This window comes from Bradyrhizobium sp. Ec3.3 (assembly GCF_000472925.1).
Classification (GTDB): Bacteria; Pseudomonadota; Alphaproteobacteria; order Rhizobiales; family Xanthobacteraceae; genus Bradyrhizobium.
Genome location: NZ_AXAS01000003.1, coordinates 314,941 through 333,367 on the forward strand (window position 1 = coordinate 314,941; position 18,427 = coordinate 333,367).

Here is an 18,427-nt window from a genome sequence, read left to right on the forward strand (position 1 = left end):
TTTCGTAACGCGCTGCAACCGGCCTACAGCCCGACCTTTTTCCATCCTGCATCGACGGCAGCGAAGACCGCGGGGTCGGCAGGATACAACGTGTGAGCGCCCTGCCGGGTCCTCGCTGCAAACGCCTTCATCGTCATGTTCGGCGTCGGCCCGAAACCCGTGAGCGAATGGTACCACACCTGGCCGATCTTGGCCCAACTGTATCCGCCAAGCGTCGTGCAGGCCGTATGGAAGGCGAGGTTCGGCGGCCCGCTGGCGTAATGCGGATCCATGCCGGGCGTAATCTGGGAATATTGGGTCGGCTGCGGCGCCAGGCAGTGCTTGGCTGCGGGATTGGCCATGTCGCGCAGGCAGGTGAGCCCTTGCTTCTTGGCGGCGGGACCCATGATGTCACGCCCGATCAGCCAGTCGGCCTTTTGGACGTTCTGCTTGGCTTGCCACTGCCGGAACATCGAACCGAAACAGTCGGAGATGCTCTCGTTCAGGCCGCCTGCATCGCCGCTATAGGCAAGCTGGAGGCTGTGCTGGGTCACGCCATGGGTCAACTCATGCCCGATGACGTCGTTGCCTCTGGTGAAGTCGACGAAGATGCTGCCGTCCCCGTCGCCGTAGATCATCTGCGAACCATTCCACATCGCGTTGTTGTATTTGTTGCCGAAGTGAACCGACGACATCATGGTCATGCCGTGATCATCGATCGAATTCCGGTTGAAGACCTGCTGGTAGAACTTGGCCACCTTGCTCGTCTCGTTGAAGGTGCGCTTGACGGACCCGTCCGAGGACGTCTTCGGCTTCGGCACAGGGCTACCCGGCAGCGTCTGCGTGTGCTTGCAGTCGTACACCGTGATGGACGGCGCCGCCGCAAGCGTGACGAGTCCACTGGCACGCGCGGCGGCAACGCTGGTCAATCTCGCAGCCTGCTTCCGCAATTCGCGCAGTTCATGACTGATCTGGACTGTGTCGACCAGCTGCTTGCGAAGCGCAGCAGACAGCTTCTTGTCGTGGGAGAGCTTGGTCAGAACGTCGTTTGGGATGATGAAACATGAGCACGGCATGGATAATCTCCACTACAACTTTCCCGGAAAAATTATGGATGAAACAACTTCAAGATTATAGCTGCAGGCGGGCGGCCACAAGCGCCGCCGCGCGCTCAGGCTTCACGGTTCCGAGAGCGTGGACGCGCGGCTCGTTGCGCGTGGATTCACGCACTCTTCCGACGTCCAATTGAATTTGCTGACGAGTGAACGTCGCGCCTGATGCGCGACCGGTGCGGCAATCTGCGCCGTTCCTACCGGTCCGGGCTGGCGCGCTCGAACTGGCGGAGCAGCTTGTTGCCGCGCTCGACCGCGGAATCGAGTGCCGCCTGGGCGCCCTTCTTGCCGGCAAAGGCCTGCTCCAGCTCGTCCTCGATGACGCCGCGGATCAGCACGAAGGAGCCGAGCCGGATGCCCTTCGAGTTCTCCGTCGGCGGATGCAGCGTGATCTGCTCGAAGGAGATCGCGGCGCCCGGGTTGCGCTCGTAAAAGCCCTGCGCGCGGGTCAGCTCGAAGGCTGCGCGGGTGATCGGAAGGTAGCCTGTGTTCTGGTGCCAGGCCGCCTGCACGCCTGGCTGCGACAGGTAAGCGAAGAATCTCGCCACGCCCTTGTACTCGTTGCGTGGACGGTCGCGCAGCACCCACAGCGTGGCGCCTCCGATGATCGAGTTCTGTGGCGCGCCCTTCACGTCCGGCCAATACGGCATCATGCCGTAGCCGACCTCGAACTTCGAATTGGCCTTGATGTCGGCGCGCGTGCCGGACGAGCCGATGAAGATGCCGCATTCGCCGTTCTGGAAGCGCGGCTCGGCCGACTGGCCGCGGCCGCCATAGTCGAACACCTTGTCCTTCTGCCACTCGGCAAGCTCAGCGACATGGTGCACGAGAAGCGGATTGTTGATGCGCAATTCCGCATCCAGCCCGGCAAAGCCGTTGGCTCTCGTCGCAAGCGGCAGATCGTGAAACGCCGAGAAATTCTCGACAAGAATCCAGGACGGCCAGGACGTGGTGAAGCCGCAGGCCGCGCCGCGCTCGCGCAGGCGTTTTGCGGCAGCCCCGAGCTCCGGCCAGGTTTTTGGCGGCGTCTCCGGATCAAGGCCGGCGTCACGGAACATGGTCTTGTTGTAGTAGAGGATCGGCGTCGAGGCGTTGAACGGGAATGACAGCAGATTGCCGGCTGCGTCCGTGTAATAGCCGGACACGGCCGGCAGATAGGCATCGGGCGAGAACGGCTCGTTCTGATCCTGCATCAGGCTGAACACGGGATAGATCGCGCCCTTGGCCGCGGTCATGGTGGCGGTCGCCACCTCGTTGACCTGGACGATCGCCGGCTGGCCGCGCGAGCGGAAGGCGAAGATCGCCGCCGTCACCGTCTCGGTGTAGTTGCCCTTGTAGCTCGGCACGATCCGGTAGTCGGATTGCGAGGCATTGAAGTCGGAGGTGAGCTTCTCCAACTGCCGGCCGAGCTCGCCGGACATCGCGTGCCAGAGCTGGATGTCGGTCGCGGCACGCGCTGGCGAGACCGGGACAATCTGCATCAAGGCGAAGGCCGCTGCGACGGCGACGGTCTGCAAAAGACGCAAGGCTCTAACCACGATCGTTCATCCCGTCTCGCGCGAACAAAAGGCGACTACTTTTGCCCCGTACCTGCTTAAGGCGCGGCATGGCTGGTTTCAATCAGGAATAAGAATCGGCCGCGCTGCACAATCGGCACGCTTCGCCGCTCGCGGCAGGATAGCGTTCCCCCCACCTTCTGCTAGATTGCATTGAACCTTTTCTTCCCGCCATGGACTCCATCACTGAGGGGTTGAGTGTGCCAGTGTTGAGCCGTGCCGAACTCTCGCGGACCGGGGTGGTTTTCGTCGTGCTCTTGTTCGCGATGTGCGCGACGGGGACGTTTGCGCGCGAGTTTCGCGCCGCCGATACCCAGGCCGAGGACTACCCGACCGTCCAGGCGCTGCGTTACATGGGCGCCCTGATCGCGGAACGCACTGGTGGTCGGCATGAGGTCAAGGTGTTCCACTCCCGCCAGCTCGGCGAGGAGAAGGAGACGATCGAGCAGACAAGGGTCGGCGCGATCGACCTCAACCGAACCAACGTGGCGCTGATCGGCAACTTCGTCCCGGCGATGAATGTACTCGCCATGCCATTCCTGTTCCGCTCCATCGAGCACGTGCAAAAAGTGCTGGACGGGCCGATCGGCCGCGAAATCCTCAACAGCTTCGAGCCTTTCGGCTTCGTCGGCCTTGCCTTCTACGATTCCGGCGCGCGGTCGATCTACAACCGCATCCGGCCGGTGAAGAGCGTGGCCGACCTCAGGGGCTTACGGATCCGAGTCCAGCAGTCGGAGTTGATGTCGGTGATGATACGCTCGCTCGGCGCCGAGCCGGTCGAATTGCCCTATGGGCAGGTGCTCACGGGGCTTGCGACCCATCTGATCGATGGTGCGGAAAACAACTGGCCGTCCTTCGTGACCACGGACCATTACAAATATGCAGGCTACTATACGCTGACCGAACACACGATGAGCCCGGAGGTGCTGGTGATCTCGCTAAAAGCGTGGCGAAGCCTGTCGGCGGAGGATCAGCAGATCTTTCGCGAGGCCGCGCTGCGCTCCAGCCACTTCATGCGCGAGAAGTGGCGCGATCTGGAGGAGCAGTCGCAGCGCAAGGCGCAAGCTGCCGGCGTCACCATTGTCAGGGATATCGACCGCAAGCCGTTCGAGGACGCGATGGCCCCGATCTACGCCAAGGCCGCGCAGGATCCCGCCGCGGCCGCGCTGATCGAACGTATTCGCAAGGTGGAGTGAGGCCGCTTGGCAGCGCTTGGACACAGCGAGAAGGAAAAACTGCCCGGCCCGGTCGGACGCTTGCGCGCCCGGATCGTCGGCCTGCTGCGCGCCGTCCCGATCCGCTGGCGCATCCTGTCGATCGCGGCGCTGAACTCCGCCGTGGTCGTGGTGCTGGTGGCGATGATCTGGAACGGGGCGCAGGTGCTGGCCTCAGCCTGGGACGACCTCCGCCAGGTGCGCGAGTCCGACAAGATCCTGGCGCTGCTCGAAAGCGAGACCGGGCGCCTGCAAAACCTCATCCACCGCTACATCAACCAGCCGAGCCCGGACCTGTTCGCCGAGATCCTGCTGCTCCGCGAGGCCGTGCTGGGCACGCTGACCAACCGCGCCGCCAAGGACCCGATGCTGGCGGGCTCGGTCGAGGAGCTCGAGCGCACCACCGAGCGCTTCCTCAACGGTTTTGGCGAATTGCGCAGCGTGCAGGCGACCATCGCCAAGACCTATGAGGACCAGGTGCTGGGGCCCGCCAAGGACATGGCCGGGCTCTATTCCATCATCGAAGGCGCCACCGGCCATCGCGACGCGCTGATCTGGCCCTCGCTCGGCAAGTCCCGCGAAGCCTTCACCGCCATGCTGGTCGCGGCCAATTCCTACTATCTCTCGCTCGCGTCGGCTTCCGCCGAGGACGCCCGCCGCAACACCGAGACGATCGAGAAGACCATCCCTGTCATGAGGGATCTCGCCGACAACGATCTCCAGCGCATGGCGCTGGAGCGGCTCGCCACCCGCACCACCGCGCTGCGCGAGGGCTTTGCAAACCTCTCCGAGCAGCTCACCAGCCGCACCGATCTCTTGCGCAACACCATCGACGCAAGCCAGGCCGAGGCGATCGGCGCCATCGACGACCTCTCGACCAAGATGCGCCAGCGCGAGCAGCGGGCGCAGGAGACCTTCGACCGAACGCTGTCGGACATTTCGAGAAGAGTCCTGTCGATTGCGGTGATCTTCCTCGGCATCATCCTCACCGTCGGCGTGCTGATCGCGCTGTCGATCCGGCTGCCCCTGCAGCAGATCATGACGGCGATGCGCGCGATCACGATCGGCGATCTCGACCGCGAGGTGCAGGGCATCAAGGCGCGCGACGAGGTCGGCGCCATGGCGCGCGCAGTGGAAGTGTTCCGCGAGAATGCGATCGCCAAGCGCAAGACCGAGGACGAGCTGCGCGCATCGAAGGAGAAGGCCGAGAGCGCGCTGCTGGAGCTCAACACCGCGCAGCAGAACCTGATTGACGCCGAGCGGCTTGCGGCCCTCGGCGGCCTCGTTGCCGGCGTCGCCCACGAGGTCAACAACCCCATCGGCATCAGCCTCACCGTTGCTTCCAGTTTTGCCCGGCGCAGCGAGATCTTCGAGGCGCAGTTGAAAGGCGACAGCGGCCTGCGCCGCTCGCAGCTCGAGGAGTTCGTGCATTCCTCGCGCGACGCCTCGCAGCAGCTCGTCGCCAACCTCCAGCGCGCCGGCGAGCTGATCCAGTCGTTCAAGCAGGTCGCGGTCGACCGCTCCCATGCCGAGCGGCGGCAGTTCAGCTTGAGCGAGGCCACCGACCAGATCATCGCGAGCCTGCGCCCGGTGCTGAAGCGCTCGCCGATTACGCTCAACGTCGACGTGCCGGAGGGGCTGCTGCTCGACGGCTATCCCGGCTCCTATGGCCAGATCCTGACCAACCTGTTCCTCAATGCCGCCAACCACGCTTTCGCCGACGGCCGCGCCGGCACCATCTCGATCTCGGCACGGCCACGCGGCTCTGATGACATCGAGATCAGCTTTGTCGACGACGGCGCCGGCATGACGCCGGACGTGCAGCGGCAGGCCTTTGACCCTTTCTTTACCACCCGGCGCAATGAAGGCGGCACGGGTCTCGGCCTCCATATCGTCTATAACCTGGTCACCCAGCAGCTCGGCGGGCGGATGATGCTGGAATCCAAGCTGGGACAAGGCACCACTTTTCGCATTATCATGCCCCGGGTCGCCAAGGGCGGCATGCAAAGCACAGAGACTGACGGGACTTCTCAATGGCCGAACAGGACGATGTCCTCCACCTGATCGACGACACCGCCACCGCGGCGGAGGATACGACTGCGCGGAAATGGAAGATCGCCGTCATCGACGACGATCCCGCCGTGCATGACGGTACGCGCTTTGCGCTCTCGGACTACACCCTGAACGGCCAGGGTCTCGAGATCCTCTCCGCCTATTCGGCGGCCGAGGGCCGCAAGCTGATGCGCGAGCACAACGACGTCGCCGCCGTGCTGCTCGACGTCATCATGGAGACGGATGTCGCGGGGCTCGAGCTCGTCGAATTCATCCGCAACGAGGTCCGCAACGAGACCGTCCGCATCATCCTGCGCACGGGACAGCCCGGCCAGGCGCCGGAGCGGCGCGTCATCGTCCAGTACGACATCAACGACTACAAGGCGAAGACCGAGCTCACCGCCGACAAGCTGTTTACCTCGCTGACCGCGGCGCTGCGCTCCTATCAGCAGCTCGAGCGCATGGTGCAGACGCGGCGCGGGCTCGAGATCATCATCGACGCTGCCTCCACGCTCTATGACTTCAAGTCGATGCAGCGGCTCGCCGAGGGCGTGCTGACCCAGCTCGCCTCGCTGCTTAACGTCGACTGCGCCGGTATACTGGTACTGCGCGACAATGGCGGATCGGCGGGCGCGGAGCTGTCGGTGCTGGCGGGAAGTGGCTGCTACAGCCGCTTCATCGGCACCACTACATCGAAAGCGCTCGACCCCGATCTGCGCGCGCTCGTGGAAGCCGCCTTCCAGCGCCGCAAAAACGAATTCGCCGACCATCGCAGCGTGCTCTATTTGCGCACCGGCAGCGGCCGCGAGGTCGTGGTTTTGCTCCAGGCCGAACGCGATCTCTCGGAAACCGACCGCTCGCTGGTCGAGATTTTCTCCAGCCGGCTCTCGATCGCCTTCGACAACGTCATTCTCTATCAGCAGCTCCAGGACGCCAATACCCAGCTCGAGGACCGTGTCGCCCAGCGCACCCGTGCCTTGATGCAGGCCAACCGGCGCCTCTCCGCGCAGTGGCTGCGGCTCCAGCGCGCCAACGGCTTCAAGAACGAGATTCTGGGCACCGTCGCCCATGACCTGAAGAATCCGCTCGGCGTCATCCTCGGCCGTACCGAGATGCTGAAGGAGCTGATCACGACCGGCGCCTCGAGCGGCGGCGTCATCGCGCAGGTCGATCACATTCGCGACGCCACCAAACGCCTGACCACGATGGTCGATCACCTGATCTCGGATGCGATGGCAGACGCTTTCGACATCACGATCCGCCGCGAACCTGTTGACGTCGCTTCCCTGGTGCAGGAGGTCGCCGAGGCCAACCAGCCGCTCGCCGTCAACAAGCAGCAGACGATTGGCGTCACCGCCCCTGCAAACATCGTCACCATGTGCGACACCGACCGCATCCGCGAGGCGATCGACAATTTGATCAGCAATGCGATCAAATACAGTCCGATCGGCGGCAGGATCGGCGTGACCGTCACGCATGAGGGCAGCGACACCGTCATTCGCGTCAATGACGAGGGCGCGGGCCTGTCGCCGGAGGATTTGGGCCGCCTTTTCGGCCGATTCCAGCGGCTTTCCGCAAAACCGACCGCGGGCGAGAGCTCGACAGGCCTTGGGCTTTCGATCGTCAAGCGTATTATCGACATGCACGGCGGCGAGGTGACCGCCGCGAGCGACGGCCCCGGCAAGGGCGCGACCTTCACCATCACGCTACCTTCGACCGAATTGCCATAGTTTGAGTGCCAGGATCTGAATGACATGACACAGAGCCAGCACATCATGATCGTCGACGACGAGGCGCCGGCCCGGGAAATGGTCGGCGATTACCTCAAGATGCACGGCTTCACCGTGACGCTGTGCGACGGCGGCAAGTCCTTACGCACCGCGATCCAGGGCAGCATGCCCGATCTCGTCGTGCTCGATCTCAACATGCCCGAGGAAGACGGCCTGTCGATCATCCGCGACCTCAAGAGCCGCATCAACGTGCCGGTGATCATGCTCACGGCGACCGCGAGCCCGATCGACCGCGTCGTGGGGCTCGAGCTCGGTGCCGACGATTACGTGGCCAAACCCTGCGAGCTCAGGGAGTTGATGGCACGCATCCGCTCGGTGCTGCGGCGGAGCATGCCGGTGAAGGCGGTGGCGGCGGAAACGGCGGCAGCGAAATCCGACAAGGATCAGCTGGTGCGCTTCGGGACAAAATGGCTCGACCTCGAAGCCCAGGCGCTGCGCGACGACGAAGGCAACGAGCATCCGCTGACCGCATCCGAATTCGGGCTGCTCAAAGTGTTCGCGGCCAATCCGAAGCGCGTGCTGTCGCGCGAGCGTCTCCTGGAGCTCGCCAATGCGCGCGACGCCGAGGCCTTCGACCGCGCCGTCGATCTGCGCATCATGCGCATTCGCCGCAAGATCGAGCCCGACCCGACCAAGCCCGCCGTGATCCGCACGATCAGAGGCGGCGGCTATCTGTTCTCGCCGTCCGGCGAGAAGGCGTAGCCCTTCACTCTCGCGTCGCCATTCCGGGGCGCGCGTAAGCGCGAACCCGGAATCTCGAGATTCTCAGGTGCGCAATTGCGCACCATAGTTCGATGCTGCGCATCGCCCCGGAATGACGGTGTGTGGAGGTCGCGCACGAACGCGGAAACCAAAGATTCGTTCCCGCCCCTGCAAAGTCCGCAGCCCCGTAAATCCCGTATATTGAAATAATTGGCTTTTTTGCCCCGAATGTTTCGTCGCCGGCCCCACGACGAAACAATTTGGCAGCGCACGAAACCATTTTCCGCTTGTCGCGCAGACATCCCGAAACGCTAGCTCTTTAACACTTTGGTCCAAGGAAACGCCGCTCGGTTGCGGCGTTACGGGGAGCCAGTCATGCAGAACGTCGTCGCCATCAACGCCCAGGCCAGCCAGGGCATCCTTGCCGCTCAGGCGACATCGGACGAAATGCTTCTGGAGAGCGTCGCCGACGGCAACCGGACGGCCATGCACATCCTGTACTGCCGTCACAATGTGCGGGTGTACCGCTTCATCCTGCGCATCGTGCGCGACGCCACCACGGCCGAAGACCTCGTGAGCCAGGTCTTCCTGGACGTGTGGCGGACCGCCAGCCAATTCCAGGGCCGCTCGCAGGTTTCGACCTGGCTGCTCTCGATCGCCCGCTTCAAGGCGCTGACCGCGATGCGCCAGCGCCGCTTCGAGGACATCGACCAGGAAGACGTGCGCCGGATCCCGGACGAGCACGACACGCCGGAAACCGCCCTCGACCGCAACGACACCAGCGCGATCCTGCGCGCCTGCGTGGCCAAGCTGTCGCCGGCGCACCGCGAGATCATCAACCTCGTCTACTACCACGAGAAATCGGTGGAGGAGGTCGGCCAGATCATCGGCATCCCCCAGAGCACGGTGAAGACGCGGATGTTCTATGCCCGCAAGCAACTCGCCGATTTGCTTAAGGTTGCCGGCGTCGACCGCTTCGCAGCCTAAAGATATGTAATCTCAAAGGGATAGGACCAGCTAGACGGCCCTGTCCCGGCACACGGAAGCGTTACCGCCGACGAAACAATTGAAACAAACCACAACATCAGGCGGAAAAACTTCCTTCCTATAAAGCTCCATACGGTTTGCTTAAACCTCCCAAGGACCTCCAACGACCCGGACGGTGTGCCCGCCTCCGGGTCGTTTTTTATTCATGGTGCAGTGAGGCGGGCACCGCTCTCTCATTCCCTCCCCCCTTGCGGGGGAGGGGCAGGGAGGGGGGTGCGACGAACTCCGACCTCGCCCGGGGCTACCCCCTCCCCAGCCCTCCCCCACAAGGGGGGAGGGAGCGCACCGCCGTCGTGGCCAACACTGCTCCGTCACGAAGGCGTGACGCCGCGTAACGATCGAAGCATCCGGCCCGAACAGCCTCGTGTCCACCTACGAGTGCCCCGATGCTCGACCTGATCTTTGCTGTTCTTGCCGGCGTCCTCACCATCGCCGCGCCCTGCACGCTGCCGGTGTTGCCGATCCTGCTCGGCGCCTCGATCGGCCGCGCCGGGTATTTGCGGCCAGCGATGATTGCGCTGGGTTTCGTCGTCTCGTTCTCCGCAACCGCGCTGCTGCTCGGCGCGGTCACGCGCCTGTTCGATTTCGACCCGAACGTGCTGCGTTCGGCTGCCGCCGTTCTCCTGCTCGGCTTCGGCCTACTGATGCTGTGGCCGGCGCCGTTCGAGTGGCTGTCGATCCGGCTCCACGGCTGGCTCGATCTCGGCGCCTCGCAGAGCGCGCAGCGCGAGGGCGCGCTTGGCGGGCTGGTGCTCGGCACCACGCTTGGCCTGGTCTGGACGCCTTGCGCGGGTCCCGTGCTCGGCTCGATCCTCACCCTGGTTGCGACCTCCAAGAACCTCGCCTGGGCCGGCACGCTACTGATCGCCTACGCGATCGGCGCGGCGCTGCCGATGCTCGCCATCGCCTATGGCGGACAGGCCGTGACCACGCGTATAGCCGGCATCGCGCGCATCTCGCCGCGCTTGCAGCAGGCCTTTGGCGTCGTCGTCATGGCCTTCGCCCTCGCCGCCTACTTCCAATACGACACGCTGATCGTGGCGTGGCTCACCGGATTCTATCCCACCGGCCAGATCGGCCTGTAATCGCCTGCGTTCCATCGGAGGAAAGCTTCCATGACCCCAAGACCGATGCCAAGACTGCTCGCCGTGTCCGCCGCGCTGATCGGCTTCGTCCTGACCGGCGCCATCATCCCCGGCATCTGCGGCGAGGCCGCGCGCCCGACGCCGATGGTCACTGCTGCCGCAAGCCAGGAGATCGCGCCGGACTTCACCGGCATCAGCAACTGGTTCAACTCAAAGCCGCTGAGCCTCGCCGATCTCCGCGGCAAGGTCGTGCTGGTGGATTTCTGGACCTATGGCTGCGTCAACTGCGTCAACACGCTGCCGCATGTCACCGAGCTCTACGCCAAATACAGGGACAAGGGCCTGGTCGTTGTCGGCGTGCACACGCCGGAATTCCCGTTCGAGCGCTCAGCCTCCAACGTCCAGGCCGCGCTGAAGCGCCACGGCATCACCTATCCGGTGGCGCAGGACAATGATTCCAGGACCTGGAACGCCTATCGCAACCAGTATTGGCCGGCGCAATACATCATCGACCAGAACGGACGGATCGTGTTCGAGCATGCCGGCGAGGGCCGCTATGACGAGATCGACCGCACGGTCGCACGCCTGCTCAATGCCAGTAGCTGATCCCGCGCGGACGTCACGTGGCCGGTTTACTTGGCCGGTTTACTTGGCTGGCTTTGGATGCCGCCCTTGTTGCTTGACTCCACGGATGCGTCCGTGGAGTTTCGTGGCGACGGAATCGGCCGCCCGAAATGGACGACGCGACCACCAATAGCGACATCCGCCTTCGTGAAGGCTCCTCAATTGCGCAGCGGCTGGTGATCGCCGGCTTCGCGGCAATCGTTTCGCTTTGCTTCACGCCAGGCCTGTTCGCGCACGATGTCCTGGAACTGATCATCTCCGTGCTCGCGCTGCTCCTGGGAGCGGCGTTCATCGGCGCCGTCATGCTTGCACCGGCAGTGGTGTGGATCATCACGCCGAATGAAATCCTGATCGGGCGCCAGCGTCCGTTCGGACGACTTCGCACCAGGATCGTCGCGAAAGATGAAATCTCGCAACTGCAGGTCCAGGGACAGGTCCAGGCCCGCAAGGCGTCCACGACGCGCTTCCATCTGGCCTTCACGCTCGTCTCGGGAGAGCGCCTGACGTCCCCGCCCATCTCCGACGTCACGCATGTCCGCGACACCGTTGCCCGGATCGCCGCGCAGTTCGGCGTTCCCAATGTCGAGGCACCGGTCAATCCGCTCGATGCTGCCAATCCCGAAATGCATCTCGGCGAGCCCGTCGAGCCGTTCTCCAGCAGGGACATCAGGATCGTCGCATTGATCGCCGTCGGACTGTCCGCCGTTCCCTACGCCTACAAGCTATGGCGTGGCCTTTCGCCCGGCCCGGTCGACATGCTGCTGCTGCCGATCGGCGCGGTCGCCGCGTTCGCCGTTCACAGATACGCAAATCTCGTGACCGGCGCCTTCTGGATCATCCGGCAAGGCGATGTTCGCGTTGAACGCCTCTCGGGCGACGGCAGCTTGCGCGCTGACCATATCGAGGGACACGACGTGGAGGCGATCACGGTCGAGCGCCGCGGCCGATCCGAGGACGAGCACTGCATCGTCGTGATCAGATTGCGGTCCGGACAAAGGTTTCGCAGTCCCCGCATCGGCTCGCGGCAAGAGGCCCGCGCCGTGGGCACCGAGATCGTCCGGCGACTTAGAATAGGGCCTGAGAACAACCGGATCTAGTAAACGCGATGCCTGTTGGCTCAGGTGATTTGGCCACGCGCTTTGCTCAACCTCTCCCGCTTGCGGGAGAGGTCGCGCCGAAGGCGCGGGTGAGGGCTCTCTCCAGGCCGGGAGCTACCCATTGCGGAGACCCTCTCCCCAACCCTCTCCCGCAAGCGGGAGAGGGAGCGCACCGGCCTCGCGGCTGCATACTTCTATGCTTTTCGCGCCATGCCCCCCTGTTCGTGGCATTGATACATGTCAAAAAACCAAAACATCCTAGTGACATACCAGCCGGACGCGCCATTAACTTGCCATGAAGCTGCCCCTGAGTTTTGATGGTTCCGAATGATTTGCGCTGTGGCAGCGGGGAGAGCTTGAAATGACGGATTTTCGTCGCCTGACCGGGATGTTCATCGCCACACTCGGCCTGATTTTTTCCACCTCTTACGCTTCCGCCCAGCAGCCCGACCGCGGCGACGAGCCGGGCCTGATCGCGGACGATTCCTACCAGCTCGATCCGGAATGGCAGAAGCAGGTCGTCTACTACCGCACGACCGAAGCGCCGGGCACCATCATCATCTCGACCAACGAGCGGCACCTCTATCTGGTGCAGCCCGGCGGGCGCGCGATCCGCTACGGCATCGGCGTCGGCCGCGACGGCTTCCAGTGGCAGGGGCTAGTGAACATCACCAACAAGAAGGAATGGCCGGACTGGACGCCGCCGCCGGAGATGATCCAGCGCCAGCCCTATCTGCCGCGCTTCATGGCCGGCGGCCCCGGCAACCCGCTCGGCGCGCGCGCCATGTATCTCGGCACCACCGTCTACCGCATCCACGGCACCAACCGCCCTGATACGATCGGCACCAAGGTGTCGTCGGGCTGCTTCCGTCTCGTCAACAATGACGTCGCCGATCTCTACGATCGCGTCCCGGTCGGGACCAAGGTGGTCATCCGGCAGAAGCCCGAACTCTAAGGGTTATCGTTTGAGCATGAGCTTTTCGGAAAACCGCTTCGCACTTTTCCGGATCATGCTCTCCGCCTTCGTCCAAACTCCTTTTCCCGATTTTTTCGAGAGAGACAAATCATGCGCACTTTTCGAGGCGGCCTGCTGATTGGGCTCGCAGTCGCGGTCCTGGTCGGCGCTTTGGCCGTTGTCTATGAGATGTACGACACCCGCACGCTGAAGCGCACGGTCCGGCGCGGCGAGGTCTTCTGCGGCGTCAACAAGGGGCTGCCGGGCTTCTCGATCCCCGACGACAAGGGCAACTGGACCGGTTTCGACGTCGATTTCTGCCGCGCGGTGGCGGCCGCCATCTTCAACGATCCGAGCAAGGCCAAGTTCATTCCGCTCGACGCCAGCGAGCGCTTCAAGGAGTTGCAGAGCCGGAAGGTCGACATCCTCTCGCGCAACTCCACCTGGAGCATGGCGCGTGAGCTCGACTACGATCTCTATTTCCCGGCAGTCGCCTATTACGACGGCGAAGGTTTCATGCTGCCGCGCTCGCGCAACAAGGAGACTGCGCTGGACCTGAACGGCAGCAAGGTCTGCGTGCAGGCGGGCACCACGACGCTGCTCAACCTCGCCGACTACTTCCGCGCCAACAACATGAAGTACGAAGAGGTGAAGTTCGACAAGCTCGAGGACGTCGTTAAAGCCTATGACAGCGGCAAGTGCGACACGCTGACCGCCGACGCCTCCCAGCTTTACGCGCTGCGGCTCAACCTTTCCAAGCCCGGCGACCACATGATCCTGCCGGACATGATCTCCAAGGAACCGCTCGCACCGGTCGTACGCCAGCGCGACGACGACTGGATGATGATCGTGAAGTGGACGCTTTACGCGATGATCAACGCCGAGGAGCTCGGCATCACCTCGGAGAATATCGACGAGGCCCTGAAGTCGAAGAAGCCCGAAGTGATGCGCCTCGTCGGCACCGAAGGCAATTACGGCGAGCAGCTTGGACTGACCAAGGACTGGGCCGTGCGCATCATCCGCCACGTCGGCAATTACGGCGAGATGTACGAGCGCAATATCGGCGAGAAATCCAAGCTGAAGATCCCGCGCGGCATGAACCAGCTCTGGAACGCGGGTGGTGTGCAGTACGCACCGCCGATGCGGTAGGAGGTCTCTCCTTCGTCATTGCGAGCGAAGCGAAGCAATCCAGAGTCTTTCCGCGGTGACAGTCTGGATTGCTTCGCTGCGCTCGCAATGACAAGCTTGGGGCAGACGTTCTACATCCTCTCAACTGTCATCGCCCGCGAAAGCGGGCGATCCAGTATTCCAGAGGCAGTGATGGGGTGCGGAGGGGCCGCGGCGTACTGGATCGCCCGGTCAAGCCGGGCGATGACGCCTGAGGATGAGGCGGCGTCGCTGCCTCGCCTCACTCAATACGCCTCAATACCCCCTCGCCCTCGCCAGTTGCTCGGCGTGGTAATTCGCGTCGCCGAACAATTCCTCGCAGACCCGGGCGCGCTTCATGAAGAAGCCGATGTCGAACTGGTCGGTCATGCCCATGCCGCCATGCATCTGCACGCCTTCCTGCACCGCGCGCGTCGCGGTGGTGCCGGCGCGTGCCTTGGCGACCGCGACGGCTGACGCGGCCTTGGCCACGTCGGCATCGAGCGCCTGCATCGCCTTCATGACGGCGGCGCGGGTGATCTCGATGTCGACATAGAGCTCCGCGGCACGGTGCTGCAGCGCCTGGAATTCGCCGATCAGCTTGCCGAACTGCTTGCGCTGCTTCAGGTACTCGACAGTACGGCCGAACACCTCTTCGCTCAGGCCCACCATTTCGGAGGCGACCGCGCCGCGGCCGATATCGAGCATGCCGTCGAGCAGGCTTGCGCCCTGATCGACCTCGCCGAGCACGCTGTCGGCATTGACCTCGACATTGTTGAACTCGATGCGCGCAGCATTATGCGCGTCGACCATGATGGTGCGCTCGACGGCAACGCCCTTGGCCGCAGGGTTGACCAGGAACAGCGTCAACCCCTCGCGCTCGCCGGCGGCGCCGGCCGTGCGCGCTGCAACGATGAACAAATCGGCGACATGGCCGTCGACGACCAGCGCCTTGGCGCCGGAGAGCTTGAAGCCGTTGCCGGCGCGGACCGCTTGCAGGTTGGTCTGGAGCGGCCGGTGCTTGGCGCCCTCGTCGACAGCGAGAGTGGCGAGCAGCGAGCCGTTCGAGATCTTCGGCAGATGTTCCGATTTCTGCGCGGCATTGCCGCCATGCGTGAGCGCGGACGCTGCGACCACGCTGGTTGCCAGGAACGGCGACGGCATCAGCGTGCGGCCGATCTCCTCCATGACGACGCCAGCCTCGACGCAGCCGAGCCCACTGCCACCGAACTCTTCCGGCACCAGGAGGCCGGCAAAGCCCATCTCGGCGAAGGACTGCCAGAGCTCCTTGGAGAAGCCGGTCGGATCCTTGCTGTCGCGCAAGTGCCGCAGATGCGACACCGGCGCCTTGTCGCTGATCAGCCCGCGCGCGGAGTCGCGGAGCATCGATTGTTCTTCGGTGAGGACGAGGGCCATGGCTTTAAGTCTCTAGCGTCTAGCGAAATGCATATTTGTTGATGTCATTCCGGGGCGCGCGTTCGCGCGAACCCGGAATCTCGAGGTTCCGGGTTCGGTCCTTACGGACCGCCCCGGAACGACGGCGCGGTTAAGCCCCCGGCAGATCGAGGATGCGCTTGGCGACGATACCGAGCATCACTTCGGTGGTACCGCCCTCGATCGAGTTGGCCTTGGTGCGCAGCCAGGCGCGCGGGCGGGCGCCCTGCCTGGAGCGCTCGCTCTCCCATTCCAGCGCGTCGACGCCGCCGGCCGACATCAGAATCTCGTAGCGGCGCTTGTTGAGCTCGGTGCCGTAATATTTCATCGCGGAGGAGAACGCCGGATGCGCCTGCCCCGCCTTGGCGAGATCGACCGCGCGCTCGGCGCAGGCTGCAAGCGCCGCTTCGTCGACATCGAAGCTCGCGATCTGGCCGCGCAGCATCGCATCGTCGAGCTTGCCCTGCGCATCGGTGCCGACCGAGTCAGCGGCGATCTGGCCGAGCGGACGACCGACGCCGCGCTCGCCCATGCCCGAGATCATCGCGCGCTCGTGCTGCAACAGATATTTTGCAACGTCCCAGCCACGGTTGACGGTGCCGACCACATGCGATTTCGGCACGCGGACATTGTCGAAGAAGGTCTCGCAGAACGGCGAGTAGCCGGAGATCAGCAAAATCGGCTTGGTCGAGACGCCCTTCGAGGTCATGTCGAACAGGATGAAGCTGATGCCGTCATGCTTCTTCGCCGCCGGATCGGTGCGCACCAGGCAGAAGATCCAGTCGGCGTAGTTGGCGTAGGACGTCCAGATCTTCTGGCCCGTGATGACGAAATCGTCGCCGTCGCTCTCCGCGCGGGTCTGGAGCGAAGCGAGATCGGAGCCGGCATTCGGCTCGGAATAGCCCTGGCACCAGCGGATCAGGCCCGCCGCGATTTTTGGCAGATGCTCCTTCTTCTGCGCCTCGTTGCCGTATTTCAGCAGCGCCGGCCCGAGCATCCAGATGCCAAAGCTCGACAGCGGCGGCCGCGCGCCGATTTTTGCCATCTCGCTCCGCAGCACCTTGTGCTCGGCTGCGCTGAGGCCGCCGCCGCCAAATTCCTTCGGCCAGTCCGGCACGGTCCAGCCCTTGTCGCGCATGCGCTCGAACCAGACGCGTTGCGGCTCGGAGGAAAATTTCGCGTTACGCCCACCCCAGAACACGTCGGCATCCGAGGCCGCAGGCTTGCGCATCTCGGGCGGGCAGTTGGCTTCCAGCCAGGCGCGGGTCTCGTTGCGGAATGTTTCGAGCTCGGTTGATTCAGAATCCGGCGCTTTGGAGTCAGTCATGGGTCGCTTCCATCAAGATCACTTGTTGCCGATGACTCTGGGCCATCGCATCGCGGAATTCAACCTATTCCGCACGCTCCGGCTACTCACCCTGTTCGTCGTCGGGCTATACTTGCCGTCGCGGCGAAGCTTGAAAACACAGGGAAAACGACGATGCGCCTAAAACTACTTTCGCCTGGCGAAATGAGCGACGACCAGCGGCAGACCTATGACGAGTCGATTGCCGGAAAACGCGGCAAGCCGCCCGCGCCGATGATGGCCTGGCTCAACAGCCCGGAGATGGCGCGCCACGCGACGCGGCTCGGCGAGGTCATGCGCTTCAACACCGTCTTTCCCGCAAAGCTCTCGGAGATCGCGATTCTTGTGACGGCGCGGCACTGGACCTCGCATTACGAATGGTATGCGCACAAGCGCCTGGCGCTTCAGGGCGGGATGAAGGTAGAGATCATCGACGCGATCCGCGACCGCCGCACGCCGGAGTTCGACGATCCCAAGGGCCAGATGATCTACGACGTCGCAAAATCGCTGCATGAGGCCCACGGGCTGGCGAAGGGCCTCTACGACGAGGCCGTCGAGCTGCTCGGCGAGCGCGGGCTCGTCGAAGTGATCGGCCTGTGCGGCTATTACACGCTGGTGTCGATGACGCTGAACAGCTTTGAGTTCGAGCTGCCTGAGGGCGAGGTGTCGGAACTGGGCTAACTGCCGATCCGGAAACGCTGGGTTTCGGGATCGGCCAGTTCCACTGTCGCGCAGCAGTCCCTATGTCGGTGGATAAACGGAGCAATAGCATGTCACCAAACCCCGCCGTCAATCCCGGAACCCGCATCGGACACGTTCACCTCAAGGTCGCCGATCTCGACCGGGCGCTCGGCTTTTATTGCGGCGTGCTCGGCTTTGAGCTGATGCAGCGCATGGGCTCGGGCGCCGCCTTCATCTCCGCCGGCGGCTATCATCACCACATCGGGCTCAACACCTGGGAGAGCAAGGGCGGCTCGCCGCCGCCGCCGGGCACGACCGGGCTCTATCACACCGCGATCCTCTATCCGACGCGGCCGGCGCTGGCCGATGCGCTGCATCGCGTGCTCTCCGCCGGCATCGCGCTCGACGGCGCGAGCGACCATGGCGTGTCCGAGGCGCTGTATTTACGCGACCCCGACGAGAACGGTGTCGAGCTCTATTGGGACCGGCCCAAGGAGCAATGGCCGCTCACGCCGGACGGCAAGCTTGCGATGTTTACGAAGCGATTGGACCTGGAGGATTTGCTGAAGCAGCGGGAGGCGTGAGCTCGTAGGGTGGGCAAAGCGAAG

At 63.9% G+C, this 18,427-nt stretch carries 16 protein-coding genes; 12 read left to right on the plus strand and 4 right to left on the minus strand.

The genetic code is table 11. From position 1 onward, the window contains the following. Positions 1–23 precede the first annotated feature (23 nt). Together YUU_RS0106020 and ugpB are read right to left on the minus strand one after the other, a co-directional pair. A complete protein-coding gene (locus YUU_RS0106020; protein ID WP_027521582.1) occupies positions 24–1,055 on the minus strand; it encodes a M4 family metallopeptidase in 1,032 nt (343 codons plus the stop codon). Positions 1,056–1,288: 233 nt separating this feature from the next. Further along, positions 1,289–2,629 carry a sn-glycerol-3-phosphate ABC transporter substrate-binding protein UgpB gene (gene ugpB / locus YUU_RS0106025; protein WP_027521583.1) on the minus strand — a complete coding sequence of 447 codons (1,341 nt, stop codon included), beginning with the start codon at positions 2,627–2,629 and terminating at the stop codon, positions 1,289–1,291. A 218-nt stretch (positions 2,630–2,847) separates the two neighbouring features. On the opposite strand from ugpB, the gene YUU_RS0106030 reads away from it, so the two are divergent. From YUU_RS0106030 to YUU_RS0106075, 10 genes are all read left to right on the plus strand, one after another. Next, on the plus strand, positions 2,848–3,843 hold the full coding sequence (locus tag YUU_RS0106030) for a TRAP transporter substrate-binding protein (RefSeq protein ID WP_027521584.1): 996 nt from the start codon (positions 2,848–2,850) through the stop codon (positions 3,841–3,843). Between the two features lie 6 nt (positions 3,844–3,849). Continuing rightward, complete coding sequence (locus YUU_RS0106035; RefSeq protein WP_051389620.1) at positions 3,850–5,925, plus strand: ATP-binding protein; 2,076 nt, start codon at positions 3,850–3,852, stop codon at positions 5,923–5,925. After that, positions 5,895–7,643, plus strand: a complete 1,749-nt coding sequence (locus YUU_RS0106040; protein WP_027521586.1) for a DUF3369 domain-containing protein — start codon at positions 5,895–5,897, stop codon at positions 7,641–7,643. The genes YUU_RS0106035 and YUU_RS0106040 overlap by 31 nt, the downstream gene beginning before the upstream one ends. A gap of 24 nt (positions 7,644–7,667) precedes the next feature. Next, positions 7,668–8,405: a response regulator gene (locus YUU_RS0106045; protein WP_027521587.1), complete on the plus strand. Its 738-nt coding sequence runs from the start codon at positions 7,668–7,670 to the stop codon at positions 8,403–8,405. Between the two features lie 375 nt (positions 8,406–8,780). Further along, the gene (locus YUU_RS0106050; RefSeq protein ID WP_027521588.1) at positions 8,781–9,392 is read left to right on the plus strand and encodes a sigma-70 family RNA polymerase sigma factor; all 612 of its coding nucleotides are present in this window, start codon (positions 8,781–8,783) and stop codon (positions 9,390–9,392) included. 446 nt (positions 9,393–9,838) lie between these two features. Next, the gene (locus YUU_RS0106055; RefSeq protein ID WP_027521589.1) at positions 9,839–10,537 is read left to right on the plus strand and encodes a cytochrome c biogenesis CcdA family protein; all 699 of its coding nucleotides are present in this window, start codon (positions 9,839–9,841) and stop codon (positions 10,535–10,537) included. Positions 10,538–10,567: 30 nt separating this feature from the next. Then, positions 10,568–11,143 (plus strand): thioredoxin family protein, encoded by a 576-nt coding sequence (locus YUU_RS0106060; protein WP_245287961.1) that lies wholly within the window; start codon positions 10,568–10,570, stop codon positions 11,141–11,143. 128 nt (positions 11,144–11,271) lie between these two features. Beyond that, complete coding sequence (locus tag YUU_RS0106065) at positions 11,272–12,258, plus strand: hypothetical protein (protein WP_027521591.1); 987 nt, start codon at positions 11,272–11,274, stop codon at positions 12,256–12,258. Positions 12,259–12,619: 361 nt separating this feature from the next. Continuing rightward, positions 12,620–13,213, plus strand: coding sequence for a L,D-transpeptidase (locus YUU_RS0106070; protein WP_027521592.1), 594 nt, complete (start codon positions 12,620–12,622; stop codon positions 13,211–13,213). A 111-nt stretch (positions 13,214–13,324) separates the two neighbouring features. Next, the gene (locus tag YUU_RS0106075) at positions 13,325–14,362 is read left to right on the plus strand and encodes an amino acid ABC transporter substrate-binding protein (protein WP_027521593.1); all 1,038 of its coding nucleotides are present in this window, start codon (positions 13,325–13,327) and stop codon (positions 14,360–14,362) included. A 273-nt stretch (positions 14,363–14,635) separates the two neighbouring features. Here the strand turns inward: YUU_RS0106075 and YUU_RS0106080 are convergent, their stop codons facing one another. Further along, on the minus strand, positions 14,636–15,775 hold the full coding sequence (locus YUU_RS0106080; protein ID WP_027521594.1) for an acyl-CoA dehydrogenase family protein: 1,140 nt from the start codon (positions 15,773–15,775) through the stop codon (positions 14,636–14,638). A gap of 130 nt (positions 15,776–15,905) precedes the next feature. Further along, positions 15,906–17,120, minus strand: a complete 1,215-nt coding sequence (locus tag YUU_RS0106085; RefSeq protein WP_027521595.1) for an acyl-CoA dehydrogenase family protein — start codon at positions 17,118–17,120, stop codon at positions 15,906–15,908. Positions 17,121–17,273: 153 nt separating this feature from the next. On the opposite strand from YUU_RS0106085, the gene YUU_RS0106090 reads away from it, so the two are divergent. Continuing rightward, entirely contained in the window at positions 17,274–17,819 is a 546-nt protein-coding gene (locus tag YUU_RS0106090; protein ID WP_027521596.1) for a carboxymuconolactone decarboxylase family protein, read from the plus strand. Positions 17,820–17,908: 89 nt separating this feature from the next. Next, the gene (locus YUU_RS0106095; RefSeq protein ID WP_027521597.1) at positions 17,909–18,403 is read left to right on the plus strand and encodes a VOC family protein; all 495 of its coding nucleotides are present in this window, start codon (positions 17,909–17,911) and stop codon (positions 18,401–18,403) included. Positions 18,404–18,427: the final 24 nt, after the last annotated feature.

Coding starts and splice junctions, on each gene's coding strand:
- YUU_RS0106020 (WP_027521582.1), bottom strand. CDS start 1,055: ATGCCGTGCTCATGTTTCATCATCCCAAACGACGTTCTGACCAAGCTC.
- YUU_RS0106040 (WP_027521586.1), top strand. CDS start 5,895: ATGGCCGAACAGGACGATGTCCTCCACCTGATCGACGACACCGCCACC.
- YUU_RS0106045 (WP_027521587.1), top strand. CDS start 7,668: ATGACACAGAGCCAGCACATCATGATCGTCGACGACGAGGCGCCGGCC.
- YUU_RS0106050 (WP_027521588.1), top strand. CDS start 8,781: ATGCAGAACGTCGTCGCCATCAACGCCCAGGCCAGCCAGGGCATCCTT.
- YUU_RS0106055 (WP_027521589.1), top strand. CDS start 9,839: ATGCTCGACCTGATCTTTGCTGTTCTTGCCGGCGTCCTCACCATCGCC.
- YUU_RS0106060 (WP_245287961.1), top strand. CDS start 10,568: ATGACCCCAAGACCGATGCCAAGACTGCTCGCCGTGTCCGCCGCGCTG.
- YUU_RS0106065 (WP_027521591.1), top strand. CDS start 11,272: ATGGACGACGCGACCACCAATAGCGACATCCGCCTTCGTGAAGGCTCC.
- YUU_RS0106070 (WP_027521592.1), top strand. CDS start 12,620: ATGACGGATTTTCGTCGCCTGACCGGGATGTTCATCGCCACACTCGGC.
- YUU_RS0106075 (WP_027521593.1), top strand. CDS start 13,325: ATGCGCACTTTTCGAGGCGGCCTGCTGATTGGGCTCGCAGTCGCGGTC.
- YUU_RS0106080 (WP_027521594.1), bottom strand. CDS start 15,775: ATGGCCCTCGTCCTCACCGAAGAACAATCGATGCTCCGCGACTCCGCG.
- YUU_RS0106085 (WP_027521595.1), bottom strand. CDS start 17,120: ATGACTGACTCCAAAGCGCCGGATTCTGAATCAACCGAGCTCGAAACA.
- YUU_RS0106090 (WP_027521596.1), top strand. CDS start 17,274: ATGCGCCTAAAACTACTTTCGCCTGGCGAAATGAGCGACGACCAGCGG.
- YUU_RS0106095 (WP_027521597.1), top strand. CDS start 17,909: ATGTCACCAAACCCCGCCGTCAATCCCGGAACCCGCATCGGACACGTT.